This window comes from Amycolatopsis sp. NPDC045836 (genome assembly GCF_056431745.1).
In genome coordinates, this window is record NZ_JBWKKF010000022.1 from 99,967 (window position 1) to 119,903 (window position 19,937).

22 protein-coding genes are annotated in these 19,937 nt (G+C 72.0%); 11 read left to right on the forward strand and 11 right to left on the reverse strand.

Annotated features, from left to right (window positions below; all coding sequences use genetic code 11):
• Positions 1-91: 91 nt before the first annotated feature.
• Entirely contained in the window at positions 92-874 is a 783-nt protein-coding gene (locus AC07EG_RS32640) for a TetR/AcrR family transcriptional regulator (protein WP_478257080.1), read from the reverse strand.
• Between the two features lie 75 nt (positions 875-949).
• Here AC07EG_RS32640 and AC07EG_RS32645 point away from each other — a divergent pair, with 75 nt between their 5' ends.
• From AC07EG_RS32645 to AC07EG_RS32655, 3 genes are all read left to right on the forward strand, one after another.
• Positions 950-1,786 carry an SDR family oxidoreductase gene (locus AC07EG_RS32645; RefSeq protein WP_478257081.1) on the forward strand — a complete coding sequence of 279 codons (837 nt, stop codon included), beginning with the start codon at positions 950-952 and terminating at the stop codon, positions 1,784-1,786.
• Positions 1,786-4,041, forward strand: a complete 2,256-nt coding sequence (locus tag AC07EG_RS32650) for an ATP-binding cassette domain-containing protein (protein ID WP_478257082.1) — start codon at positions 1,786-1,788, stop codon at positions 4,039-4,041. The genes AC07EG_RS32645 and AC07EG_RS32650 overlap by 1 nt, the downstream gene beginning before the upstream one ends.
• A 65-nt stretch (positions 4,042-4,106) precedes the next feature.
• A complete protein-coding gene (locus AC07EG_RS32655; protein ID WP_478257083.1) occupies positions 4,107-4,655 on the forward strand; it encodes a dihydrofolate reductase family protein in 549 nt (182 codons plus the stop codon).
• A 66-nt stretch (positions 4,656-4,721) separates the two neighbouring features.
• On the opposite strand, the gene AC07EG_RS32660 is transcribed toward AC07EG_RS32655, so the two are convergent.
• Complete coding sequence (locus tag AC07EG_RS32660; RefSeq protein WP_478257084.1) at positions 4,722-4,862, reverse strand: TetR-like C-terminal domain-containing protein; 141 nt, start codon at positions 4,860-4,862, stop codon at positions 4,722-4,724.
• A 995-nt stretch (positions 4,863-5,857) separates the two neighbouring features.
• Between AC07EG_RS32660 and AC07EG_RS32665 the strand changes: the two genes are divergently transcribed.
• Together AC07EG_RS32665 and AC07EG_RS32670 are read left to right on the forward strand one after the other, a co-directional pair.
• The gene (locus AC07EG_RS32665; RefSeq protein WP_478257085.1) at positions 5,858-6,853 is read left to right on the forward strand and encodes a helix-turn-helix transcriptional regulator; all 996 of its coding nucleotides are present in this window, start codon (positions 5,858-5,860) and stop codon (positions 6,851-6,853) included.
• Entirely contained in the window at positions 6,853-8,127 is a 1,275-nt protein-coding gene (locus AC07EG_RS32670; RefSeq protein ID WP_478257086.1) for an RNA polymerase sigma factor, read from the forward strand. The genes AC07EG_RS32665 and AC07EG_RS32670 overlap by 1 nt, the downstream gene beginning before the upstream one ends.
• Positions 8,128-8,133: 6 nt before the next feature.
• On the opposite strand, the gene AC07EG_RS32675 is transcribed toward AC07EG_RS32670, so the two are convergent.
• The 6 genes from AC07EG_RS32675 to AC07EG_RS32700 form a co-directional block, all read right to left on the reverse strand.
• A complete protein-coding gene (locus tag AC07EG_RS32675) occupies positions 8,134-8,787 on the reverse strand; it encodes a response regulator transcription factor (protein WP_478257087.1) in 654 nt (217 codons plus the stop codon).
• The gene (locus AC07EG_RS32680) at positions 8,778-9,152 is read right to left on the reverse strand and encodes an ATP-binding protein (RefSeq protein WP_478257088.1); all 375 of its coding nucleotides are present in this window, start codon (positions 9,150-9,152) and stop codon (positions 8,778-8,780) included. Before AC07EG_RS32680 ends, AC07EG_RS32675 begins: the two co-directional genes overlap by 10 nt.
• Positions 9,146-10,021, reverse strand: coding sequence for a sensor histidine kinase (locus AC07EG_RS32685; RefSeq protein WP_478257089.1), 876 nt, complete (start codon positions 10,019-10,021; stop codon positions 9,146-9,148). Before AC07EG_RS32685 ends, AC07EG_RS32680 begins: the two co-directional genes overlap by 7 nt.
• Positions 10,022-10,031: 10 nt before the next feature.
• Positions 10,032-10,388 (reverse strand): hypothetical protein, encoded by a 357-nt coding sequence (locus AC07EG_RS32690; RefSeq protein ID WP_478257090.1) that lies wholly within the window; start codon positions 10,386-10,388, stop codon positions 10,032-10,034.
• 74 nt (positions 10,389-10,462) lie between these two features.
• A complete protein-coding gene (locus AC07EG_RS32695) occupies positions 10,463-11,494 on the reverse strand; it encodes an aldo/keto reductase (RefSeq protein ID WP_478257091.1) in 1,032 nt (343 codons plus the stop codon).
• Between the two features lie 21 nt (positions 11,495-11,515).
• Positions 11,516-12,469, reverse strand: coding sequence for a helix-turn-helix transcriptional regulator (locus tag AC07EG_RS32700; protein ID WP_478257092.1), 954 nt, complete (start codon positions 12,467-12,469; stop codon positions 11,516-11,518).
• A gap of 105 nt (positions 12,470-12,574) precedes the next feature.
• Between AC07EG_RS32700 and AC07EG_RS32705 the strand changes: the two genes are divergently transcribed.
• Genes AC07EG_RS32705 through AC07EG_RS32715 form a run of 3 tightly spaced genes read left to right on the forward strand, consistent with a single transcriptional unit; the run spans position 12,575 to position 15,113 of the window.
• Positions 12,575-12,997 carry a VOC family protein gene (locus AC07EG_RS32705; RefSeq protein WP_478257093.1) on the forward strand — a complete coding sequence of 141 codons (423 nt, stop codon included), beginning with the start codon at positions 12,575-12,577 and terminating at the stop codon, positions 12,995-12,997.
• On the forward strand, positions 12,994-14,025 hold the full coding sequence (locus AC07EG_RS32710) for an aldo/keto reductase (RefSeq protein ID WP_478257094.1): 1,032 nt from the start codon (positions 12,994-12,996) through the stop codon (positions 14,023-14,025). The genes AC07EG_RS32705 and AC07EG_RS32710 overlap by 4 nt, the downstream gene beginning before the upstream one ends.
• Complete coding sequence (locus AC07EG_RS32715) at positions 14,022-15,113, forward strand: winged helix DNA-binding domain-containing protein (protein WP_478257095.1); 1,092 nt, start codon at positions 14,022-14,024, stop codon at positions 15,111-15,113. The genes AC07EG_RS32710 and AC07EG_RS32715 overlap by 4 nt, the downstream gene beginning before the upstream one ends.
• Here AC07EG_RS32715 and AC07EG_RS32720 read toward each other — a convergent pair whose 3' ends face one another.
• Positions 15,114-15,665: a PadR family transcriptional regulator gene (locus AC07EG_RS32720; RefSeq protein ID WP_478257096.1), complete on the reverse strand. Its 552-nt coding sequence runs from the start codon at positions 15,663-15,665 to the stop codon at positions 15,114-15,116. It lies immediately after the preceding gene.
• Positions 15,666-15,793: 128 nt separating this feature from the next.
• Here AC07EG_RS32720 and AC07EG_RS32725 point away from each other — a divergent pair, with 128 nt between their 5' ends.
• Positions 15,794-16,570, forward strand: a complete 777-nt coding sequence (locus AC07EG_RS32725) for an alpha/beta fold hydrolase (protein WP_478257097.1) — start codon at positions 15,794-15,796, stop codon at positions 16,568-16,570.
• Here AC07EG_RS32725 and AC07EG_RS32730 read toward each other — a convergent pair.
• Both AC07EG_RS32730 and AC07EG_RS32735 read right to left on the reverse strand, forming a co-directional pair.
• Positions 16,552-17,040: an anthrone oxygenase family protein gene (locus AC07EG_RS32730; RefSeq protein ID WP_478257098.1), complete on the reverse strand. Its 489-nt coding sequence runs from the start codon at positions 17,038-17,040 to the stop codon at positions 16,552-16,554. The genes AC07EG_RS32725 and AC07EG_RS32730 overlap by 19 nt on opposite strands.
• A gap of 33 nt (positions 17,041-17,073) precedes the next feature.
• Positions 17,074-17,961, reverse strand: coding sequence for an NmrA family NAD(P)-binding protein (locus AC07EG_RS32735; protein WP_478257099.1), 888 nt, complete (start codon positions 17,959-17,961; stop codon positions 17,074-17,076).
• A 145-nt stretch (positions 17,962-18,106) separates the two neighbouring features.
• On the opposite strand from AC07EG_RS32735, the gene AC07EG_RS32740 reads away from it, so the two are divergent.
• Both AC07EG_RS32740 and AC07EG_RS32745 read left to right on the forward strand, forming a co-directional pair.
• Positions 18,107-19,087, forward strand: coding sequence for an AraC family transcriptional regulator (locus AC07EG_RS32740; RefSeq protein ID WP_478257100.1), 981 nt, complete (start codon positions 18,107-18,109; stop codon positions 19,085-19,087).
• Positions 19,088-19,121: 34 nt separating this feature from the next.
• Entirely contained in the window at positions 19,122-19,619 is a 498-nt protein-coding gene (locus tag AC07EG_RS32745) for a VOC family protein (protein WP_478257101.1), read from the forward strand.
• Positions 19,620-19,937: the final 318 nt, after the last annotated feature.

Genomic DNA, 19,937 nt, shown 5'->3' on the forward strand with positions numbered 1-19,937 from the left:
AAGAAGAAGGAAGAAGAGCGCCGGCGTGGTTTTTGGGGGGGGGGGGGGGGGGGGGGGGGGGTGTTGTTTGCCCCCCCCCCCCCCACCACGCCTACGGCACCTGACCCGGGCCCACCAGCGCCTCGATCCCGTCGAGCAGCCGGTTGAGCCCGAAGTCGTAGGCGTCCGCAGCGGCCTCGCGCGCCCCGAGGTCGAACCCGCCGTTCTCCCACACCTCGACGATGGTCGGGTTGGCCGCGGGGTCGAAGTAGTTCTCCCAGAAGAACTGCCGCTGGTGCCACCAGGTGTCGGTGCTCTGCCCGGTGACCCGCTCGAGGTAGGCGGTGTCGGCCTCGACCGCGGCGTTGGCGTTGACGAAGGTGGTGATGCTGCCGGCCGCCGCGGCCAGCTGCCGGGGGGTGAGCCCGGTCCCGGCCAGGGCGGAGAGCAGGTACTCCTGGCGGCTCATCAGGCCCGGCCCGAGCGCGGGCCGGGTCATCGACACCTCCCGCAGCCAGGGGTGGCGCCGGTAGGTCTCGCGGGTGCGCTCGGAGTACAGCACGACCTGCTCCCGCCAGCTGCCCGGTCTCGGCTCGCCGGGACCGGGCAGCGTGCCCTCGCGCCACGCGGCGTCGACCATCAGGTCGAGCAGCTCGTCCTTCGCGGGCACGTAGGAGTAGAGCGTCATCGTGCCCGCCCCCAGCTCCTTGGCCACCCGGTGCATCGAGGCCGCGGCCAGCCCGTCGGCGTCGGCGACGCGGATGGCCGCGGCCACGATCGCCTCCAGGCTCAGCCGCGGTCTGCGGCCCCGCCCGGGCCCGGGCTCGGCGCGGTCGCGCCAGAGCAGGCGCAGGCTGCGGTCCGGGTCGCCACCACCACTGTGTTCCACCGTCACAACCCTGGATCCTACATTCCCGTATGGTGTACGCTAGTTGTTCTCGTGCGGGATACGTAAAAGGAGTGGGGACTGGTGACGATTCTGGTCACGGGAGCTACCGGCAGCGTCGGCCGCCTGGTCGTCGACGAGCTGGTGGCACTGGGGGCGCCGGTGCGGGCGCTGACCGTGAACCCGGAGAAGGCGGCGCTGCCGCCGGGGGTCGAGGTGGTCACCGGCTACCTCGGCAGGCCGGCCACGCTGCCCGCCGCGCTGAAGGGGGCCGAGGCGGTGTACCTGGCGCCGCTGCCCGGCACCGTGGAGGAGTTCACCCGGCTGGCCACCGAGGCCGGGGTGGGCCGGGTCGTGGCGCTTTCGGGCAGCAACGCCGACGAAGAGGAACGCGAGGGCTCCAGCGGGGCCCACTACCTCAGGGTCGAGCGCGCGGTGCGGGCCGCGGGCTTCGACTGGACCTTCCTGCGGCCCGGGGTGTTCGCCGGCAACACCCTGGGCTGGGCGGAGGAGATCAAGGCAGGCAGGACGGTCAGCTCGGCCTACCCGCACGCCGCGCAGACCCCGATCGACCTGGGCGACATCGCCCGCGTGGCGGCGAAGGTGCTCACCGAGACCGGGCACACCGGCCGCACCTACCCCCTCAGCGGCCCGGAGACGATCACCCAGCTCGGCCAGGTGCGGGCCATCGCCGCCGCGCTTGGCACCGAAATCGAGTTCCGGGAGCTGACCAGGGCCGAGCACCGCCGGAACTGGCTGGACCACGGCATCCCCGGCGAGGTGGCCGACTGGCTGCTCGACGGGTTCGCCGAAGCCACCGAGCACCCGCAGGTGCCCGAACCGGGTTACGAGCAACTCATGGGCCGCCCCGGCACCACCTACGCCCAATGGGCCGCCGCCAACGTGGAGGCGTTCCGCTGATGGCCCACACCGACGACATCCGCATCACCGGGGCCAGGGAGAACAACCTCGGCAACGTCTCGCTGAGCATCCCCAAGCGGCAGATCACCGTGTTCACCGGCGTGTCCGGCTCCGGGAAGTCCTCGCTGGTGTTCGACACCATCGCCGCGGAGGCCCAGCGCCAGCTCAACGAGACCTTCACCGCCTTCGCCCGCAACTTCCTGCCCAGCTACGGCCAGCCCGACCTCGACGAGATCGAGAACATCTCCGCGGCGATCATCATCGACCAGAAGCGGCTGGGCGGGAACTCCCGCTCGACCGTGGGCACCATCACCGACATCAACCCGTTGCTGCGCCTGCTGTTCTCCCGCGCCGGGCAGCCGCACGCCGGGTACTCCAACGCCTTCTCCTTCAACGACCCGCAGGGCATGTGCCCGGAGTGCGAGGGCCTGGGCCGGTCGGTGCAGCTGGACCTGGACAAGTTCCTCGACCGGTCCAAATCGCTCAACGAAGGTGCCGTGCAGCACCCCGACTTCGCCGTCGGCGGCTGGGTGCTGGGCTCCTACACCGGCTCCGGTTTCTTCGACAACGACAAACCGCTGGCCGACTACGACCCCGGGGAGTGGCACCAGCTCCTGCACGGCGAAGGCAAGCTGCGCGTGCAGTGGCAGGGCGGGTCGATGAACGCCAAGTACGAGGGCCTGGTGGACCGGTTCACCCGGCTCTACATCAAAAAGGACGGCATGTCCGACCGCAACCGCGAGATCTTCCAGCGGTTCGTCACCACCCGGGTGTGCCCGGCGTGCGAGGGCACCCGGCTCAGCCGGGCCGCGCTCGAGAGCCGGATCGGCGGTTACAACATCGCCGAGCTCACCGCGATGGAAGCCGCGGAACTGGTCACCGTGCTCGGCGAACTGGAGGTCCCCACGGCCAAGACCGTGCTGGACAGCCTGATCGACCGCATCGGCAACCTCGTCGCCATCGGCCTGGGCTACCTCAGCCTCGACCGCGAGACCACCACGCTCTCGGGCGGGGAGTCCCAGCGGATCAAGATGGTGCGGCACCTGTCGAGCAGCCTGATCGAGATGATGTACATCTTCGACGAGCCGAGCGTCGGGCTGCACGCGCGTGACGTGCACCGGCTCAACGAACTGCTGGTCAAGCTGCGCGACAAGGGCAACACCGTGCTCGTGGTCGAACACGACCCCGACGTGATCGCCATCGCCGACCACGTGGTCGACATGGGCCCGCACGCCGGTTCCCGCGGCGGCCGGATCGTCTTCGAAGGCAGCGTCGCCGAACTCGCCCGAGCCGACACGCTCACCGGGCGGTTCCTGCGCAACCGGCTGCCGCTGAAGACCACCCCGCGCCGGCCCTCGGGCTGGTACACCGTGGCCGGGGCCAACAGCCACAACCTCAAGGACCTCACCGTGCGGTTCCCGGCCGGGGTGCTCACCGTGGTCACCGGGGTGGCGGGCTCGGGCAAGAGTTCACTGGTCAACGACGCGTTCCTGGCCGAGCACCCGGACGCCATCGTGATCGACCAGGCCGCGGCCGGCACCTCACGCCGCTCGAACACCGCCACCTACACCGGGCTGCTCGACGGCATCCGCAAGCTGTTCGCCAAGGCCAACGGCGTGAGCCCCTCGCTGTTCAGCGCCAACTCGAAAGGGGCCTGCGAGAACTGCCAGGGCCTCGGGGTGATCTACACCGACCTGGCGTTCATGGACGGGCTCAAATCGGTGTGCGAGATCTGCGGCGGGCGGCGGTTCTCCGACGACGTGCTCGAACACAAACTGCGCGGCCGTTCGATCAGCGACGTGCTGGAGATGACCGCGGCCGAAGCGATGGAGTTCTTCACCGAGAAGAAGCTGCGGGAGGTGCTGCGCGCGGTCAACGACGTCGGGCTGGACTACCTGAAGCTCGGGCAGCCGCTGAGCACCCTGTCCGGGGGTGAGTGCCAGCGCATCAAGCTCGCCACCGAACTGCACAAGGCGGGCTCGGTGTACGTGATGGACGAGCCGACCACCGGGCTGCACATGTCCGACGTCGGGCACCTGCTGGAGATCATGGAACGGCTGGTGGACCGGGGGAACACGGTGATCGTCATCGAGCACAACCTCGACGTCATCCGCAACGCCGACTGGATCGTCGACCTCGGCCCCGAAGGCGGCAGCGGCGGCGGGACCGTGCTGTACGAAGGCCCACCGGCGGGACTGCTGGAAACCACCGGCTCCTACACCGCGCAATTCCTGCGGCAGGACCTCTCGGCCTGAGGAGGGGAGTGGGCATCCCTCGTTTCCGGCACGGGGGATGCCCGCTTCGTGGCATGCTGGGCGCCATGCTGATCTACTCGATGAGCGTTTCGGTGGACGGCTTCATCACCGATCGCGACGGCGGGTTCGAGTGGACCGTGCCCGACGACGAGTTGTTCGCCTTCCACACCGAACGGGTCCGCGAACTCAGCGCCTGCCTGTGCGGCCGCCACCTCTACCAAGCCATGCTGCCGTGGGAAACCGACCCGTCGATGCGCGCCGACGAAGCCAGCAGCACCTTCGCCGGGATCTGGGCCGCCATCCCGAAGATCGTGTTCAGCCGCACGCTCGGCAGCGTCGAAGGCAACGCCCGGCTCGCGCAGGCGCCGCTGGCCGAAGAAGTCGCCGCCGCCCTCGGCGAGACCGACAACGACGTCGAGATCGGCGGCGCCGGGCTGGCCTCCTCGGCGATCGAACTGGGCCTGGTCGGCGAATTCCGCCTGTTCCGCTACCCGGTCATCGTCGGCGGCGGCCTGCCCTTCCTGCCGCCGGTCACCTCCCGCATCCCGTTGCGCCTGGCCGAAACCAGGACCTTCGGCTCACGCGTGGTCTACGAGCGCTACCAGCGGGCCTGATCCGGTGGTGCCGGGCACCCGGCCGAACCTGGACCCAGCACCCGGCCAAGGTCGCGTGACGCGCCACTAACCGGTATCGGCGTCGCCGGTACGCGGCCGGATCGACTCGACCAGCATGCGCACGAGCTGGTCCACATCGACCTGCCACCTGTCCTTGGGCAGATGCCCGCTGCGCTCCATGCTGGCGATGCCGTGCGCGCTCGACATGAGCAGCGCGGCGTAGCGGGGGCGCTCGGCCGGCCGCCTCGGCGGCGACCGGGGTGTTCGCCGGGAACAAGAAGGCCGGACACGCCGAAACCGTCCTGCTCGACCTCGCCGACCTGGAGTCGGTCCGAGCGGCGGCGGCGGACCTCCGCGACCGGACCGGCGACCACGTCGACGTCCTGATCAACAATGCCGCGATCTCTCGCTGGGCCCGCACGAGCGGACCCGTGACGGGTTCGAGCTCCAGATCGGCACGAACCACCTCGGCCCGGCCGGCCCTGCCGGGTGGTGACCACGTCCAGCCCCGGGCACCGCACCGGCGGACTCGACCTCACCGACCTGCACTGGGAACGGCGTCCCTGCTCGCCCACGCTCGCCTACGGCGCCTCGAAGCTGGCGAACCTGCTGTTCACCGCGGAACTCGATCGGCGGCTCCGCCAGGCCGGCGACCCCGTGCTGTCGGTCGCCGCGCACCCGGGGTTGACGAAGTCGGAGCTGCTGGAGAACGCCCTGGCCCGTGGTGGTGCGTGGCGGTCACGTCTGCTGCGGCTCCCGGACCGCATCACCTCCCAGCCCGTGTCCGCCGGGATCCTGCCGCAGCTCGCCGCCGCCTTCGGACCGGTGCACGGCGCCGACTACCTCGGCCCGGCCAGGTGGTTCGAGACCCGCGGTCCGGCCGGCCCCGCCCGGCGCTCGGCCACCGCAGCCGACCCGTGCTCGCCGGTCGGCTGTGGGCGGTCACGGCCGCGGCCACCAACGTCGTGCCGGATCCCGCCGGCGTGGGCATCGAGGTCACGGCATAGCCGCTCCGTGCGGCACGCAGTCATGCCTCGTCGCCGGATCGCGGTCCCGACGACGAGGCAACCGGAATTCCGACCGGGGCCGGATCAGTGGCCGTGGGATCCGCCTGCCCACCATCATGATCAACCACCAGGTCAACCTGCTGAGACGAGCTATTAGGCCCGGAACTGTCCTACTTCGCTGGCATCCTGGGCGCCGTGACCGACGCCAAGCCCGCCACCGCCCGGCTGCTCAGCCTGCTCTCGCTGCTGCAGACCCCGCGCGAATGGCCCGGCAGCGAACTGGCCGAGCGCCTCGGCGTCAGCCCGCGCACCATCCGCCGCGACATCGACCGGCTGCGCGACCTCGGCTACCCGGTCGAAGCCAGCATGGGCGCCGAAGGCGGTTACCGCCTGGTCGCCGGCGCCGCGCTGCCACCGCTGCTGCTCGACGACGAGGAAGCGGTCGCCATCGCGCTCGGCCTGCGCACCGCGGCCGGGGGCGCGGTCACCGGCATCGAGGAAGCCTCCGTGCGGGCCCTGACCAAACTCGAACAGGTGCTGCCCGCCCGGCTGCGTTACCGCGTCGGCGCGCTCAGCGGCGCCACCGTGCCCGCGCTGAACCCCGGCACCCAGACCGTCGACCCGGCCGTGCTCACCACGATCGCCGCCGCGGTCACCAACCGCGAACGGCTGCGGTTTTCCTACCGCACCGGCGAAGGCGCCGACGGCAAGCGGCACACCGAACCACACCGCCTGGTCTGCGCCGGGCACCGCTGGTACCTGGTCGCCTTCGACCTCGACCGCGACGACTGGCGCATCTACCGCGCCGACCGCATCAGCGGCCCGCTGGCCACCGGCGCCCGCGCCCAGCCCCGCGCACTGCCCGCCGGCGACGCCGCCACCTACCTCACCAGCCGCCTGTACTCCCTGGTCCCGGTCCACGAAGCCGAAGCCACCCTGCACCTGCCGATCGAGCAGGCCCGCACCCGGCTCGGCGACACCGGCGGCCACCTCGAACCGCTCGGCGAGCACAGCTGCCGCCTGCACGGCTACGGCGACACCCTGGAATGGCTGGCCGCCCGGCTGGTGATGCTCGGCTGCGAGTTCGAAGTGCACTCACCCCCCGAACTCGTCGAGCACCTGCGGGAGATCGCCGCCAGGGTCGGGCGCGCCGCTTGCGGCGGCGACAACGACAGTGCTGTGATGCGGTGATGACGGCTACCGAAACGCACGCCGCGATCGAGGCGGTCTGGCGGATCGAGGCGGCCCGGCTGATCGCCGGACTGGCCAGGATGGTGCGCGACGTCGGCCTCGCCGAGGAACTCGCGCAGGACGCGCTGGTGGCCGCGCTCGAGCAGTGGCCGGAAAGCGGGGTGCCGCGCAACCCCGGCGCGTGGCTGATGACCATCGGCAAACGCCGCGCCATCGACCAGATCCGGCGCCGCGAAACCCTCGAGCGCAAGATCGAGGTGCTCGGCCACGACATGGAGACCGACGCGCCCAACGCGCCCGAAGACGCCGTGCTCAACGGCGACGACATCGGCGACGACCTGCTGCGCCTGGTGTTCACCGCCTGCCACCCGGTGCTCAGCACCGAAGCCAGGGTCGCGCTGACCCTGCGCATGCTCGGCGGCCTGACCTCCAAGGAGATCGCCCGCGCCTTCCTGGCCTCGGAATCGACCGTGCAGCAGCGGATCGTGCGCGCCAAGCGCACCCTCGCCGAGGCGAAGGTGCCCTTCGAGGTCCCCGAGGAAGCCGAACGCGCCGAACGGCTCGCCTCGGTGCTCGAAGTGATCTACCTGATCTTCAACGAGGGCTACTCGGCCACCGCGGGCGACGACTGGATGCGCCCCGCGCTGTGCGAGGAAGCACTGCGCCTCGGCCGCGTGCTCGCCGAGCTGACCCCGAAGGAATCCGAGGTGCACGGCCTGGTCGCGCTGATGGAGATCCAGGCCTCCCGCTCCCGCGCGCGCCTGGGCCCCGCCGGGGAACCCGTGCTGCTGCTCGAGCAGGACCGCACCCGCTGGGACCAGCTGCTCATCCGCCGCGGCTTCGACGCGCTCGAGCGCGCCGAAGCCACCAGCACCACACTCGGCCCGTACGCGCTGCAAGCGGCGATCGTGGCCTGTCACGCCCGCGCCCGCACCGCCGACGAGACCGACTGGCAGCGCATCACCGAGCTCTACGACGAACTGGCCCGGATCTCCGGCTCCCCGGTGGTGGAGCTGAACCGGGCGGTCGCGCACTCGATGGCGTTCGGCCCGGGCGCCGGGCTCGCGCTGGCCGACCCGCTGCTGGCCGAACCGTCGCTGGGCAACTACCACCTGCTGCCGTCGGTCCGCGGTGACTTCCTGGCCAAACTGGGCCGCTTCGACGAAGCCCGCGCCGAGTTCGAGCGGGCCGCGGGCATGACCAGGAACGAGCGTGAACGCACCCTGCTCACCGAGCGCGCCGCCGCCTGCGCCAGGGGAGAGGCCCCCGGCTGAGGCCGCTCAGGCCCGGGTGTGGCCGAGGTAGGTCAGCACGGCCAGGACCCGCCGGTTGGCGGTGTCGTCGGCCTGGATGCCGAGCTTGTCGAAGGTGGTCGTGGTGTACTTGCTGATCGCGCTCTCGCTGAGGAACAGGCGCCGGGCGATGGCGGCGTTGGACAGGCCCTCGGCCATGAGGACCAGCACGGACCGTTCCCGGTCGGTGAGCCGCGCCAGCTGCGGGGCCGCGGTCGAACGGGCGAGCAGCTTGGTGACGACGGCGGGGTCGAGCGCGGTGCCGCCCGCGGCGACCCGGTCGAGGGCATCGAGAAACTGCTCGGCGTCGAACACGCTCTCCTTGAGCAGGTAACCGACCCCACCGGCCTGGTCGGCGACCAGCTCACGCGCGTAGAGCTGCTCGACGTGCTGGGACAGGACCAGCACCGGCAGCCCCGGAACCGCCCGGCGGGCGGCGAGCGCCGCGGTCAGCCCCTCGTCGCGGTTCGTCGGCGGCATGCGCACGTCGACCACCGCCACGTCCGGCCGCTGGGTCAGCAACGCGTCGAGGGTTTCCGGCCCGGTGGCGGCCGTGGCGACGACCTCGTGCCCGAAAGCCTCCACCAGGCGGACGATGCCATCGCGCAACAGGTAGAGGTCTTCCGCGACGACTACGCGCACGGAACCACCACCCTTGCCACGGTCGGCCCACCCGGCGGGCTGTCCACGGTCAGGGTGCCCGCGAAAGCACCGAGCCGGCGGCTGATGCCGTCCAGCCCGCCACCGGGCACCACGACCGCCCCGCCCGGCCCGTCGTCGGTCACCTCCACCACCACGGCCGCGCCCGGCCGGTGGATCCGCACCCACGCTTTCGCCCCCGCCGCGTGCTTGGCCGCGTTGGCCAGCAGTTCGGCCACACCGAAGTACACCGCGGCCTCGACCGGGGCGTCCAGCCGCCCGGCCGGCTCAGCGGTGACCACGACCTCCAGCGGGCTGTCCAGGGCGAGTGCGCGGACCGCGTCGGCCAGACCGCGTTCGACTAGCACCGGCGGCTGCACCCGCGGACCAGCTCACGCAACTCGGCCAGTGAGGTCGCCGTACCCTGCCGTGCTTCCCGCAGCAGCGCCCTGGCGTGCTCGGGATCGTGGTCGAGCAGCCGTTCCGCGGTGGCCAGCGACAACCCCACCGCCACGAGGCGGGCCTGGGCCCCGTCGTGCAGATCACGCTCGATGCGGCGGATCTCCGCCGCCTGCGCCCTGGTCAGATCGGCACGCTGGGCCTCCAGCGCCCGCACGCGCTCCGCGGCACCGTCGGGCAGCCGGAGCCACCGCCCGGCCAGCGGACCGGCGATCCGCCAGGCACGAGGAGCCGCGGCCACGGCCGCCGCCACCAGCAGCACCCCGGCGGCGGCGGACACCGGCCCCGGGTCGAGCAGGGTGAGCACCGCGCAGACCAGCGCCACCGCGGGCACCGCGCACACCGGTCCCACCGTGACCGCCGCGATCGGCAGCCACCGCACGTCCCGCCAGTAGGCCGGATCGCCGAAGACCCGCCGCCACCGCCGGTCCAGCTCGGCGTCCCGGCGGGTGCGCTCGTAGGAGTGCCCGTTCCACCAGTACCCGGTCGCCAGCGGCACCGGCTCCGGCCCGGGCGGCCGGTAGCCGTCCTCGATCAGCAGGCCCTGCCAGCGGGCCACCCGGCGGCGGAAGAACGTGCCGACCGGCCGGGCGAAGACCAGGGCGAGCACACCGAAGAGGATCGACCAGCCCAGCCACGACCACACACTGGTCCACGACCAGGGCGAGCCCAGCAGCCCGGCCACTGCCGCGGGAACGACCGAGAGCACCGGCACCACCAGCGCCGCGGCAGCCAGCGACACCGCCCTGCCCAAGCCCACCGCCGCCGCCCGTGCCATCCGCCCGATCCTAGGCATCTGCCGGCACCGGGCGGCGGATGAGGACCGCGACCACGAGCAACGGCACCGCCGACAGGCCCTGCAGCACCGCGTACCACCAAGGGCAGACCCCCGGGAGCAGATCGACCGCGACGATCGCGACCGGCAGCACCGTGGCCACCGCCCGCAGCCGCGCCAGGCCCGTCCCGGACGCGCGCACCGCCAGCCGGTGCAACACCGGCGCCAGTGCCAGCAGCAGCACCGCCCGCACCCACATGAACGCGTTCACCGTGCCGTGCCACACCGCGACCACGGCCACCGTCACCAGCACCAGGGCACTGACCAGCCCGAAGAGCGCGATGCACTTCCGGATCACCGAATTCGTCATGCCGATGACGCTAGGAACAGCGAGAGCCGGGCAGTACCGGTCTGGCCCCACCACCCGGTGGGGCCAGACCCACCTCAGGCGCCGGAGCGGACCCGGTGGTAGTCCACCACGGCGTCGCCGTGGGCGTAGTTCTCCCCGGTGAAGTCGTGCGGGAACTCCGGGTTCAGGGCGCTGGCCTCGTCGAGGCGCCGCAGTTCCTCCGGTTCCAGCTCGACCAGGTGCAGGTTGTCCGCGAGCTGGGCTTCGTTGCGGATGCCGACGATCGGGATGGTCAGCGCCCGCTGCTGCTGCGCGCGGACCCAGGCGAGCGCGACCTGGCTCGCGCTCGCGCCGCGTGCCTCGGCCACGGCGTTGAGCGCGTCGGCGATGGCCAGCTCCCGATCGGAGATCTCCCCACCGGCCCGGCGGCCGTCGGCCGGACGGGCCCGGTCGGAGCCGTAACGCCCGGTCAGCAGGCCCCCGCCGAGCGGTGCCCAGCCGGTGACCGCCAGGTCCAGCGCCTTGGCCATCGGCAGCAGTTCCCGCTCCACCGTGCGCTCGACGAGGCTGTAGGGCACCTGGATCGCCGAGAACGGGGTCAGCCCGCGTGCCTCGGCCAGCGTCACCGCCCTGGCCACCAGCCACGCCGGGGTGTCGGAGATGCCGAGGTAGAGCACCTTGCCCGCGCGCACGAGTTCGTCGAGCGCGGTGACGACCTCCTCGATCGGGGTGTAGGCGTCCCAGATGTGCACCCAGTACAGGTCGAGGTAGTCGGTGCCCAGCCGCCGCAGGCTCGCCTCGACCGCGCGGCGCAGGCTCTTCCGGTGCGTGCCGCCCGCGTTCGCGTCGCTCGGATCGGTGCTCAAGCCGTACTTGGTGCCCAGCACCCAGCGATCGCGATCGGCCCGGACCAGCTCACCGACCACGCGTTCGCTCTCGCCGCCGGCGTAGCGGTTCGCGGTGTCGAGGAAGTTGCCGCCCGCGTCGGCGAACCGCTTGAGCGCGCCCGCGGCCTCGTCGGCGGTCGCCACCCCCAGGCCGGGGTAACCGAACATCATCGTGCCGAGGCAGATTTCGGACACTCGCACGCCGCTGCGGCCGAGCAGCCGGTATCGCATGGTGGTCATACCCAGATTATTCAAGCTTGACTAATCAAGGTCAAGGTCGGCGGCGCGGGCGTACCGCCGGGCCAGCTGGGCGAAGGCGTGCTTGAGCTCGGCCGGGCCCACCACCTCGAGGTCGGCGTCGAACCGCCCGACCGCCGCCGCCAGCCCCGCCCACGACCACGAACCCAGCACCAGCCGGCACCGGTCCGGCCCGAGTTCCTCGACCACACCGTCACCGGTGTACCGGGACACCTCGGCGGCGGGCAGGTGCAGCACCACCTCACCGCGGCACGGCCAGTCACCGGAATCCCCGGCCCCGCGGAACCGGTTCGCCACGAACGCCGCCACGTCACCACCGGGCACCTCGCGCGGGGTGAACCGCGGCCCGGTCGGCACCCGCGGGCCGATCCGGTCGGCGCGGAAGATCCGCCAGTCCCCGCGGTCGAGGTCGAAGGCGACCAGGTACCAGCGCCCGGCCCGGGTGAGCAGGTGGTGCGGCTGCACCCGCCGCGGTTCGTCCTGCCCGGGATAGTCGAAGCGCAGCACCTCACGCGCGTGCACCGCGGCGCTGAGCGCCATCAGCACCCCGCTGTCCACCCGCGTGCCCGGGCGGGCCTCGGCGGTGACCTGGAAGGTGTCGATGCGGCGGCGCAGCCGCGTGGGCATCACCTGCCGGACGGTGGTCAGCGCCCGCGCCGCCGCCTCCTCGATGCCGACCCCGCTGGAGGTGGCGATCCGCAACGCCACCGCCAGCGCCACGGCCTGCTCGTCGTCGAACAGCAACGGCGGCAACTCCGCCCCCGCCTCCAGCCGGTAACCGCCGTCGGGCCCCTTGACCGCGACGATCGGATACCCCAGCTCCCGCAGGCGGTCGACATCGCGGCGCACCGTGCGCGGGCTGATGTCCAGCCGCTCGGCCAGCAACGCCCCCGGCCAGTCCCGGCGGGCCTGCAACAACGAGAGCAACGCCAGCAACCGTCCCGAAGTTTTCGGCATGAGCGCGATTCTGCCCGAAGTAGCGGCCACAACCTGGCCGCTACCCCTGACATCGTGGGCTCATGCCGGGCAGGGAGCCCGGCGGAACCGGAAAAGGGGCCACAGATGTCGGTCAAGACCACCATCCACCTGAACTTCCGCGGTGACGCCCGCGCGGCGCTGGAGTTCTACCAGTCCGTCTTCGGCGGCGACCTCGCCGTGGTGACCTACCAGGACGCCGGGAACGCCGCCGATCCCGCCGAAGCCGACCGGGTGATGTGGGGCCAGGTCACCGCCGGCAACGGCTTCCACGTCATGGCCTACGACGTGCCCGCCCGGATGAACTACGACCAGGGCGAGAACGCCTTCTTCGCCTCCGTGCGCGGCGAGGACGCCGAAGAGGTCAACGGCTACTGGGACGGGCTGTCCAAGGGCGCGGTCGTCGTGCAGCCGTTCGGCCCGGCGGGCTGGTCCCCGGCCTACGGCATGCTCAAGGACCAGTTCGGCGTCGTCTGGGTCCTCGACGTCGTGAGCGAACACCACGCATGAGGACGCGCGCACTGGGGCGGACCGGCATCCAGGTCAGCCCCTACTGCCTGGGCACGATGATGTTCGGCCGCGCGGGCAATCCCGACCGCGACGCCTGCGTCCGCATGACGCACCGGGCGCTGGACGCGGGGATCAACTTCATCGACACCGCGGACGTGTACTCGGGCACCGAAGCCGAGGAAATCCTCGGCCGGGCGCTGGCCGGCCGGCGCGACGACGTCGTGCTGGCCACCAAGGGCAACGGCTCGATGGGCCAGGACCCCAACCGCGGCGGCAGCTCACGGCGCTGGATCGTCACCGCCGTCGAGCAGTCGCTGCGGCGCCTGCGCACCGACCACCTCGACCTCTACCAGATCCACCACCCCGATCCGCGCACCGACATCGAGGAAACGCTGTCCGCGCTGACCGACCTGGTGCGCAGCGGCAAGGTGCGCGCCATCGGCTCGTCGAACCTGCCCGCCGCGGAGATCGTCGAAGCCCAGTGGGTCGCCGAGAAACGCGGGCTGATGCGGTTCCGCACCGAGCAGCCCGCCTACTCCGTCCTCAACCGCGGCATCGAACGGGAGGTGCTGCCCGCCTGCCGCCGCCACGGTGTGGGCGTGCTGGTGTGGAGCCCGCTGGCGATGGGGCTGCTCACCGGCCGCTACCGCCGGGGCGGGCCCGCACCACGCGGCGCGCGGATGGCCTGGGTGCCCCGGCACCTGACCGATGCGCGCAAACTGGACGCCGTCGAAGCACTCATCCCCGTGGCCGAGGAGGCCGGCTTGTCGCTGACCCACCTGTCGATGGCCTTCGCCATCACCCATCCCGGCGTCACCTCGGCCATCATCGGCCCGCGCACCCCCGAGCAACTCGACGACCTGCTCGCCGGGGCCGCGGTCACCCTCGACGCCGACGTGCTGGACCGGATCGACCGGATCGTGGCCCCCGGCACCGATCTCGGCCCGCTCGACGTGGCCTACACCCCACCGGAGCTCACCGAGGTGTCGCTGCGGCGGCGCCCGGCCGAGGAGCGCGCGGCCGCATGACCGTGCTCGACACCCGCGCGCTCAACCGCGCCGCGCTCGCCCGCCAGCTGCTGCTCGACCGCGCCGAGCTGCCCGTGCTCGACGCCGTCGCGCACCTCGGCGGCCTGCAGGCCCAGGAACCCCAGGAACCGTTCACCGGGCTCTGGTCGCGGCTGCGGGCCTTCGACCCGGCGGTGCTCTCGGACCTGCTGACCGGGCGGCAGGTGGTGCGCACGCACCTGATGCGCCGCACCGTGCACCTGCTCACCGCCGAGGACGTGCTGGCCTGGCGGGCCCGCCACGACGCCATGCTGCGCCAGCGCGTGCTCGGCACCTACCGCGCCGAACTCGGCGGGGTCGACCTCGGCGAACTCGCCGAGGCGGGGCTGGCGGTGCTGGCCGACGGGCAACCCCGCTCGATGCCCGAGCTGGCGCGGGCGGTGGCGCCGCGGTGGCCGGCGGCCGGACCGCGGCCACTGGGCGAAATGCTGGTCGCCGGCCTCATCCCGATGGTGCAGCTGCCCCCGCGCGGGCTGTGGCGGGCCAAGGCCGGGGTGCAGTACCTCCCGGTCGCGACCTGGCTCGGCCGGGAGATCGACCCGCCCGCCCCGGACGGCACCGACCCGGTCGGCGAAACGCTGGTCCGGCGCTACCTCGCCGCGTACGGGCCGGCCGCCACGGCCGACCTGCGGGCCTGGAGCGGGCTGGCCGGGCTGCCCGCCGCGGTGGCCGCGGTCCGCGGGGAACTGGTCAGCTTCCGCGACGAACGCGGCCGCGAACTGCTGGATCTGCCCGACGCACCACGACCGGACCCGGACACCCCCGCCCCGGTGCGGTTCCTCCCGGCGTTCGACAACGCGATCCTCGGTTACCACGACCGCAGCCGCATCATCGACGACGAACACCGCGGGCTCTCGGTCGCCGGGACGCGGGTCGTGCTCGTCGACGGGCGGGTTTCGGCGACCTGGACGGTCCAGCGGGACACCGTGTCGATCACCCCGCTGCGGCCCTTGACCCGGGCCGAGCGCACAGCCGTCGGCGAGGAGGGCGCGGCACTGGCGTCGTTCCTGTCCGACGGCGACAGCGAACGGGCCGAAATCCGCTCCTGATCAGGTGTACTCGCCGCGGTCCAGCCGCTCGGCGAAACCGGCCGCCCAGCTCGCTTCCCCGTCGAGCTGGGCGGCCTCGAACCGGTAGCTCTCGGCCACGTGCCGCGGGATCGGCCCGCCCGCCAGGATCGACCGGACGTCCTCGCGGATCGCCTCCGCGCGCGCCCGCAGGTCTTCGGCCCGCCGCCGCATCGCCCCGGCCAGTTCCGCGGCGGGCAGGTGCGGGAAGAACGCCAGGCCCACCAGCAGCGGGTGGTGCGGCACCCGGGTGTCCCACAGGTTCTCCCGCAGCAGCCGCCGGAACTCCGCTTCACCGGCGTCGGTGAGCCGGTAGGTGGTGCGCTCGGGCCGCGCGCCCTGCCTGCCGGTGCCCGCCACCTCGACCAGCTCTTCCTTCTCCAGCGACTTCAGCGCGTTGTAGATCGAACCGGGCGCGACGTTGGCCCATTCGGCCGCGCCCCAGGACAACAGCTCGCGGCGCAGGTCGTAGCCGTGCACCGGGCCGGTCTCGCGGAGCGCGCCGAGCACGAGCAGCCGGGTGGTCGCCGCCATCAGCCGTTCCGCCCGATCATGGGGGACAGGTTACCCAGCGCGTTCGTGCTCTTCGATCGAAGTTGTCGGTGTGCCGTGCTTCAGTTCGTCGGGAGGGAGACAGACCCGGTCTGACGAGGGAGAACAACATGGGCCAGTACATCGAATTCCACGGCACACGCACCTGGTACGACGTGCGGGGGGCGGGCGAGCCGGTGGTGCTGCTGCACGGCGGGTTCAGCGACGCGCGGGAGTTCACCGGCAACCTCGACGCGCTCAACGAGCACTTCCGCGTGTACCGGTTCGACCGCCGCGGCCACGGCCGCACCGCCGACGTGCCGGGGCCCATCACCCACGAGCAGATGACCGAGGACACCATCGCGTTCCTGGAGCGGGTGGTGGGCGAACCGGTGCGGCTGGTCGGCTACAGCGACGGCGGGTTCATCGCACTGCTCACCGCGCTGCGCCGCCCCGACCTGGTGCGCGGGCTGGTGCTGATCAGCTCCGTCTTCGCCGCCGAGGGCTTCATGATGCGGCCCGACCCGGACGGGGAGATGCCGCAGCCGGTCATCGACCACTACGGCGAAGTCTCCCCGGACGGCGCCGGGCACTTCCCGGTGGTCTTCGCCAAACTGACCGACCCGGCCAATCCCGACCCCTCCCGCACCGCCGAGGACCTGGCCGGGGTGAGCTGCCGGACGCTGGTGGTGGCCGCCGACGACGACCTGGTCCACGCCGAGCACACCCTGGCCCTCTACCGCGGCCTGCCCGAGGCCGAACTGGCGGTGGTGCCCGGCGCCTCCCACGCGGTCCTGCAGGACCAGCCCGGCCTGGTCACCACGATCGTCACCCGGTTCCTGACCACCGACCCGGCCCCGACGCTGATCCCGGTCCGCCGGGCAGCCGTTCACGCCGTGGCCCCGTAGGCGATGACCAGCGCGGCGGCGGCACCGGTGCAGGCGAAGGTGCGCAGATGATTCCACGCGGTCCAGCGGCCCAGGTACCGCTCACGCCAGAAGGCGACGCCTTCGGCGCTACCGGCGTCGGCGGCCTCGAGCGCGTTGTTCAGCGGCACGCTGAACACCACGGTGACGGTGAACATGCCGAGCACCAGCAGCAGCGCGCCGCCCAGCCGCCACCCGCTGCCGGGCTGGCCCGAAAACGGCGTGACCACCGCCAGGAACAGGCACAGCAGCGTGGTGCCGCCGAACACCAGGCCGAACAGGGGGCTGAGGATGCGCCGGTTGACCGCCTGCATCGCGGTCAGCCCCTGTTCGGGCGGCAGGTCGGCGAGCACCCGCATCATGAAGGCGGAGAAGACGAAGAACAGGCCGCCGTTGAGGCCGGCGCCGACGGCGGCGGCCAGGGTCACTGCGGAGATCAGGGCGTCGGGCATCGTCGGCTCCTCGGTGTCGTGGGCGGGAGGGTGTCACAGCTGGTGGTAGGCGCGGACCAGTTCGGGCACGAAGTCCTCGAACCGCGTCGGCGTGGAGTTCGCGGTGGTGCGCTCGCCGGTGGCGGCGATCGTGCCGTCGCCGAAGGCCGCGGTCATCTCCACGTGCAGCCGCGCCGATCCGGCCGAAAACCCGGCCTGCCGCAGGATTCCGGTCATCTGCTCGCCGGGCATCGGCAGATACGGCAGCTCCGGCAGTCCGAGGTGCTCGCCCAGGACGCGGGTGGCTTCGGCGTAGCTGAGGTCGCGCTCGCCGAGCAGTTCGCGGACCACCACGCCGGTCCAGTTCCGCTCGCGCAGCGCGGCCGCGGCGACCTCGGCGACGTCCCGTGCGGCGATCATCGGGATCTTCGCCTCCGGCGCCACCGAGTCGGTGTTGAACCCGGTCTCCTTGATCAGGCCCAGCGACGCGTGGAAGTTCTCGAAGAACGACCCCGGCCGCAACACCAGCACGCTGGTGTTTTCCAGGGTGCGCAGCCGCTGTTCCTGCGTGTGCAGGCTGGTGATGAAGCCGGTGCCCGAGGGCCGGTCCGCCCCCACACTGCTCAGCGCCACCACGTGCCGCAGGCCGGCCGCGCGGATCGCCTGGACGATCGCCTCGCCCTTGCGGTCCTGCTCGGCGAAGTAGTCCTCGATCTCCGGCGCGGTGTGCAGCAGGGTGTACGCGGCGTCGGCGCCGCGGAACGCCTCGGTGAGGAAGGCCGGATCGGCGGCGTCACCGATGGCGAGTTCGGCACCGGCCTCCCGCAACGGGGCCAGCCGCTCCGCCGAGCGGCCCACCGCCCGCACCGGTTCCCCCGCCGCCAGCAGCAGTCGGGCGATCCCGCCGCCGGTGTTCCCGGTCGCGCCCAGCACGGTGATCATCGTGTCCTCCTGATTGGCCGGTTTGCCGTGCGTCCAACTATGACCGGGGCGGGCTGGACAAACCATGAGCATCCGTCGCTGTTTCGTGCTCGTTCGTCCAGTCGCTGTGGACGAACGATCTCGGCTGCCCGCATACTCGCCGGTGATGAAAACGGGCGACATTCCGGCGCCGGCGGACCCACTCGGCGAGGCACTGCACTTCCTGCGGATGAGCGGCGCCTTCTACTGCCGCTCCGAACTGAGCGATCCGTGGCACGTGAGGATTCCGGCGATCCGGGACTGCCTGTGGTTCCACGTCGTCACCGCGGGCGCCTGCACGCTCTCGGTCGAGGGCGCCGAACCGGGCGAACTGCGCCCCGGCGACCTCGCACTGGTCCCGCACGGCCGCGGCCACACGCTGTGGACCGATCCCGCGCTGCCTGCCTCGGCGATCGAGACGCTGCCGCACGAGTACGTCAGCGATCGGTACGCGATCCTGCGGCACGGCGGTGGCGGCCCGGTCGGCGGCATCATCTGCGGTGCGGTCCGCTTCGACCACCCGGCGGCGAGCAAACTGCTCGAACTGCTGCCGCGGCTGATCCGCGTGGCCGCGGCCGAATCCCCGCACGGCGAATGGCTGCAGGCCAGCCTGCGGCTGATGATCGCTGAAGCCGCCCAGCCGCGCCCCGGCGGCGAAACGGTGATCACCCGGCTCTCGGACATCCTGGTCATCCAGGCCATCCGCTCGTGGATGGAAACCGATCCGGTGGCCCGCACCGGCTGGCTCGGCGCCCTGCAGGACCGCCAGATCGGCCGGGCGATCTCGTTGATCCACCGCGACGCCGCCCGCGACTGGACCGTCGCGTCGCTGGCGGGCGAACTGGCCATGTCGCGCTCGGCCTTCGCCGCCCGGTTCACCGAACTGGTCGGCGAGCCCGCGATGCACTACGTCACCCGGTGGCGGATGAACGTCGCGCTGACCGCGCTGCGGGAGGAGGGCGCCACCGTCGCCGAGGTGGCGGGCAGGCTCGGCTACCAGTCCGAGGCCGCGTTCAGCCGGGCGTTCAAGCGGGTGCAGGGGGTGCCGCCGGGCTCGGTCCGCAGCCGCGAAGCAAGTAGGACCGAAGCTGACCTACTCACCTTCTAACTTGGTGCGCACCACGACAACCGAGGAGCGCACCATGAGCCAGACCAACGCCGTGAACGGGGTTCCCGCCGGGTACTCCACCGTCACCCCGTGGATCATCTCCGAGAACACCGGCAAGCTGATCGAATTCGCCACCGCCGCTTTCGGCGCCGAGGAGATCTTCCGCGTGGCCGACGAACACGGCTACATCGGCCACGCCGAGTTCCGCATCGGCGACGCCATCGTGATGGCGTTCGACAAGCGCCCCGGCTGGCCGCCCACGCCCAGCTTCCTGCGCCTGTACCTGCCCGACTGCGATGCCACCCACCAGCGGGCCCTCGATGCGGGCGGCCGTTCGCTCACCCGGCCCACCACCGCCCCGTTCGGGGACCGGGTGTGCCGGGTGCTCGACCCCTTCGACAACCTGTGGTGGATCCACACGCGCGTGGAAGACGTCGATGCCGCCGAACTCGAACGCCGCGCCACCGACCCGCACTGGGTCGCGGCCATGGCGTACCTGCAAAGCGCCGACCTCGCCGCCCGTGACCACTGACCCACCACGGCTCGCCTCCCTCCCCGATGCCACCCCGTACGCCCGATCACCCGGCTCGGTGCCCCACCAGCACCACGAGAACCCAGGCAAGCGGGCAAAGCCGTCCTGACTTAGTGGTCCTAACAAAATGATCAATGTGGTGGTGTTGGCCGTGTCCGTTGTGGATCATGTTCGGTCGTGAGCAGGGGTGAGTCACCGCCGTGGATCGTCTCGGACGATCTGCGGGAGCGGATCGAGCCGTTGTTGCCGGTGGTGCCGCGCAGGAACCGCAACGCCGGTCGTGGGCGTGTGCCGGACCGGCTCTGTCTGCAGGGCATC

Excerpts from the sequence above, each read along its gene's own strand:
- AC07EG_RS32720 (WP_478257096.1), bottom strand. The coding sequence starts at position 15,665 with ATGGCGGCGACCACCCGGCTGCTCGTGCTCGGCGCGCTCCGCGAGACC.
- AC07EG_RS32660 (WP_478257084.1), bottom strand. The coding sequence starts at position 4,862 with ATGTCGAGCGCGCACGGCATCGCCAGCATGGAGCGCAGCGGGCATCTG.
- AC07EG_RS32695 (WP_478257091.1), bottom strand. The coding sequence starts at position 11,494 with ATGACCACCATGCGATACCGGCTGCTCGGCCGCAGCGGCGTGCGAGTG.
- AC07EG_RS32710 (WP_478257094.1), top strand. The coding sequence starts at position 12,994 with ATGAGGACGCGCGCACTGGGGCGGACCGGCATCCAGGTCAGCCCCTAC.
- AC07EG_RS32730 (WP_478257098.1), bottom strand. The coding sequence starts at position 17,040 with ATGCCCGACGCCCTGATCTCCGCAGTGACCCTGGCCGCCGCCGTCGGC.
- AC07EG_RS32745 (WP_478257101.1), top strand. The coding sequence starts at position 19,122 with ATGAGCCAGACCAACGCCGTGAACGGGGTTCCCGCCGGGTACTCCACC.
- AC07EG_RS32715 (WP_478257095.1), top strand. The coding sequence starts at position 14,022 with ATGACCGTGCTCGACACCCGCGCGCTCAACCGCGCCGCGCTCGCCCGC.
- AC07EG_RS32725 (WP_478257097.1), top strand. The coding sequence starts at position 15,794 with ATGGGCCAGTACATCGAATTCCACGGCACACGCACCTGGTACGACGTG.
- AC07EG_RS32700 (WP_478257092.1), bottom strand. The coding sequence starts at position 12,469 with ATGCCGAAAACTTCGGGACGGTTGCTGGCGTTGCTCTCGTTGTTGCAG.
- AC07EG_RS32735 (WP_478257099.1), bottom strand. The coding sequence starts at position 17,961 with ATGATCACCGTGCTGGGCGCGACCGGGAACACCGGCGGCGGGATCGCC.
- AC07EG_RS32705 (WP_478257093.1), top strand. The coding sequence starts at position 12,575 with ATGTCGGTCAAGACCACCATCCACCTGAACTTCCGCGGTGACGCCCGC.
- AC07EG_RS32650 (WP_478257082.1), top strand. The coding sequence starts at position 1,786 with ATGGCCCACACCGACGACATCCGCATCACCGGGGCCAGGGAGAACAAC.
- AC07EG_RS32740 (WP_478257100.1), top strand. The coding sequence starts at position 18,107 with ATGAAAACGGGCGACATTCCGGCGCCGGCGGACCCACTCGGCGAGGCA.
- AC07EG_RS32690 (WP_478257090.1), bottom strand. The coding sequence starts at position 10,388 with ATGACGAATTCGGTGATCCGGAAGTGCATCGCGCTCTTCGGGCTGGTC.
- AC07EG_RS32670 (WP_478257086.1), top strand. The coding sequence starts at position 6,853 with ATGACGGCTACCGAAACGCACGCCGCGATCGAGGCGGTCTGGCGGATC.
- AC07EG_RS32685 (WP_478257089.1), bottom strand. The coding sequence starts at position 10,021 with ATGGCACGGGCGGCGGCGGTGGGCTTGGGCAGGGCGGTGTCGCTGGCT.
- AC07EG_RS32655 (WP_478257083.1), top strand. The coding sequence starts at position 4,107 with ATGCTGATCTACTCGATGAGCGTTTCGGTGGACGGCTTCATCACCGAT.